General features: G+C 57.1%; 4 protein-coding genes and 1 pseudogene. 1 reads left to right on the forward strand and 4 read right to left on the reverse strand.

Annotated features, from left to right (window positions below; translation table 11 throughout):
• Window positions 1-323: 323 nt before the first annotated feature.
• Complete coding sequence (locus tag GWQ22_RS21105; RefSeq protein WP_275931575.1) at window positions 324-608, forward strand: hypothetical protein; 285 nt, start codon at window positions 324-326, stop codon at window positions 606-608.
• 182 nt (window positions 609-790) lie between these two features.
• Here the strand turns inward: GWQ22_RS21105 and GWQ22_RS21110 are convergent, their stop codons facing one another.
• The 4 genes and pseudogenes from GWQ22_RS21110 to GWQ22_RS21125 form a co-directional block, all read right to left on the reverse strand.
• Window positions 791-973, reverse strand: coding sequence for a hypothetical protein (locus GWQ22_RS21110; RefSeq protein WP_275931576.1), 183 nt, complete (start codon window positions 971-973; stop codon window positions 791-793).
• A gap of 201 nt (window positions 974-1,174) precedes the next feature.
• Window positions 1,175-1,924 (reverse strand): hypothetical protein, encoded by a 750-nt coding sequence (locus GWQ22_RS21115; RefSeq protein ID WP_275931577.1) that lies wholly within the window; start codon window positions 1,922-1,924, stop codon window positions 1,175-1,177.
• Entirely contained in the window at window positions 1,924-2,370 is a 447-nt protein-coding gene (locus GWQ22_RS21120) for a hypothetical protein (protein ID WP_275931578.1), read from the reverse strand. Before GWQ22_RS21120 ends, GWQ22_RS21115 begins: the two co-directional genes overlap by 1 nt.
• A pseudogene (locus tag GWQ22_RS21125) lies at window positions 2,367-2,765 on the reverse strand (phage protein Gp36 family protein); the annotation flags it as partial. The gene GWQ22_RS21120 and the pseudogene GWQ22_RS21125, both read right to left, overlap by 4 nt.
• Window positions 2,766-2,903: the final 138 nt, after the last annotated feature.

A 2,903-nucleotide genomic window follows, 5' to 3' on the forward strand; every position in this document is an offset into this window, starting at 1 on the left:
CTGGCGCTGCCAAAAATCAACGCGTTCTTGAGTGGTCATAGCGGAAATCCCAACGTAGATACGATGGGTTTCAGTGTGCCGAGGTGATCTCAGTAAAAACAGGTGCTGATTCAGGGGCGCTTACTGTTTATGGATAGATGCCTGAGCTATCCCTTAAGAACGATCTCGATGAGCCTGCGTTCTTGGCAAACAAGAAAACAAGGGGGGCGCAACCCATTTGCTCACTCTGCCACCGACGACACAACTACCTGTCATTTCTTACAGTGGCAAGTTTGCCTAGGGAATCAATACTCAGATTTACTTGAGCAAAAGGTATTGAAGAAATGCATCAATTTGGCGTCTGGCATGAAGGGGGGCATCAAACGGTCCATGGACTGCCTATTTTGAAACATCTGCTGCAATCCCTTAAGGGAGAGGTGATGGTGCGCTACATCTGTCGTGCCGACACGCCTTGCACCCTGTTTCTGACCATCAAAGACGGCGTGCCGTACCAGAAGTTTAAGGAGGGTACTCCGCCGCTGGATTGGCAGTGGTTAGAGAACGCCATCCTGCCCCTTTCCGCCTCATCTCAGCCACTGGCCATGATAAGACGGTTGGCACTGCGTTAAAACCAGATCTCTACCTCAACAGTTACAGCTCCCCTTGAAGACGTTTGGCAAATCACTATAAAAACGGCGGGCCTCCCCGCCGTTTTTCATTCCCCCGTTTCATCTATCATCACACCGTCTCCGGCCTGTCCACATAGAAGGGTATTGTCAGGGCCGTAGATTCGATGACTAATAATCTGGGATCAGTCAGAGTATACATCGAGGAATTCGACTAACGTTCCCTCGCGTTCAATATGATGGCCCACTTCGTCATACAGTTTTACCCGAACTACCTTGCCGATAAAGTCAGACGCAAGCTGTTCATTCAAGTTGTCCATGTAGATAGTACCCACGGTGCCATCGCTCAAAAGAACTTTGTATTTCATGGTCATCCTTCCCTTGAAATTCGCTAAAACAGCTTCATATGACAACACGTGTAGTGCCTACCGTTACCCGGTCGCTACTGTGGTCAATGTGGTAGCTTCCAAGTCAGCACCATAGTTTTAGAGTCTGGTCCTGGTATATGGTTCCAAGAAGATAAACGGCGGGTCTCCCCGCCGTTTTTCGTTCCACAGCCTCCCCTATCATCACACCGTCAGCGGCCGGTCCACAAAGAAGGGGGCTGTCTCGCCATCCAAGGCCAACAACTCCCCTTCCAGCTCGATCTCGATGGGCTTGTCACTGAGGAAATCCACCGCCTTCTTGGGGGCCAGACTGGCGCGGGGCACCGTCAGTATGATGGACTCGCCGCCGATCACGCTGCGCCCATCCAGGGTCAGCTTGGCTTTCACCTCCGGCTGCACATTGCCGGCGATGCGCGAACCTGTGACGGCGTTATAGCTGGCGCTCACCGTTACCGGCCCGCCGTCTGCCACCGCGCCCGCCTTGGTCGCCCGCAGCAGTCCCAGGGCATAGTTGATCTCGAAATCGGTACCAAGCAACAGAGTGGTGGCGCCCTCCTTCACCACCAGGCCGGTGGCCGAGAGGTTGGCCTTGCCGAGTGACAGCCATTTCGGATGGGCCGGCAGGGTCAGCGGGACCTCGGTCAGCGTCCCCGCCCCCTGGTTGATGGGGCTCTCCAACCCCATAAAGGCGGCGGCCAGCAGGACTGGCGGGATCTCGCTGGTCTTGATGGTGACAGTGGCGGGCTTGGGCACGAAGTAGGTCTCCCGCGCCTGACCCAGCTTACCCTTGCGCTTGCTCGGAATGCTGATCTTCTCGCTGTCCGGTTTGACCTCCAGGCTGTTGACGTCCACCGGGCCTATCACCCCGTTCGATACGTTGTTGGTGAAGGTCTCGATATAGAGATCCCCTTCCAGGTGCAATGTTTCGCTCATCAGCGTTCTCCCTTGAATTTCACTGTCGTTTTGAAAGCAAGGGGCAGATACGCCACCCCGCCCTTATAGCTCGGCCGAACCGATGCGGTTTCACGCCGAAAGGTACTGTCTCCGCAGGCCCGCCCGGCAACGGCCTGCAGCATCCGCCCCATCCACATACCGGCGCTGACCTCCTTCGGGCTGGCGCGATGCACCAGCACCAACAGCCAGACCTGATCGAACGCGCTTTGCCGCCCGGACTGGGTGGTGTCGTTCTCCCGCTCGCCCTGGTAAATCACATGGATGGCCGGGGTGTGCTGGCCCAGGTTAGCCACCGAATCCAGGTCAGTGGCCACAAACACCTCCTTGATCCCTTTCACCTTCAACGGCAGCAGCAGTTCGCGCAGCCGCTCACCAGCAGCGAGGTAGTCGAGCTCGGGGGATGAAGTGCGGGCTTGAGTGCTCATAGAAAGCCCCCATTGCTTCGGCCAAAGACACGGCCATCAGAGTGCAACTGGGCCAGGTTCTGGCTCTCCACCTGCTCACCATCGACCGCCAGGCCCAACGCTAGCTCCCCCTTGCCCACCAGCTTGAGGAAGGCCAGGGCGGCCTCGTTGCGCTTGGCTATCTGCTCCGGTGCCTGCTCGCCATAGAGGCGGTGACGGGCAATATCGGCGCAGATAGGTACCAGGACACTCGGGATATGGGCCAGCGGCAAGGGGTAGCGCCCTGCCAGATAGCCATCGATCAAGGCTCCGGCGTCCTGCAGGGCGATGGTGATGGCAGGCTGATCCAGCTCGCCGGTCGGTGTCATGGCGAGGCGCAGCAGCTCCGCCTCGCCAAACCGGATCACCATGTCATTGACGCTGGCGTAGGAGCTATTGTCAAATCTGGTGTATGGCGTCGGTCAGGCGGCACTCCTGTCTGACTCCTCCAGCACCTTTACTCCGTCCTTGAATTTCACGTTGTTCGCTACCAACGTCAGCAGCGCAAATCCCTT

The sequence above is a fragment of the Aeromonas sp. 1HA1 genome (assembly GCF_029237385.1).
Lineage (GTDB): Bacteria > Pseudomonadota > Gammaproteobacteria > Enterobacterales > Aeromonadaceae > Aeromonas > Aeromonas popoffii.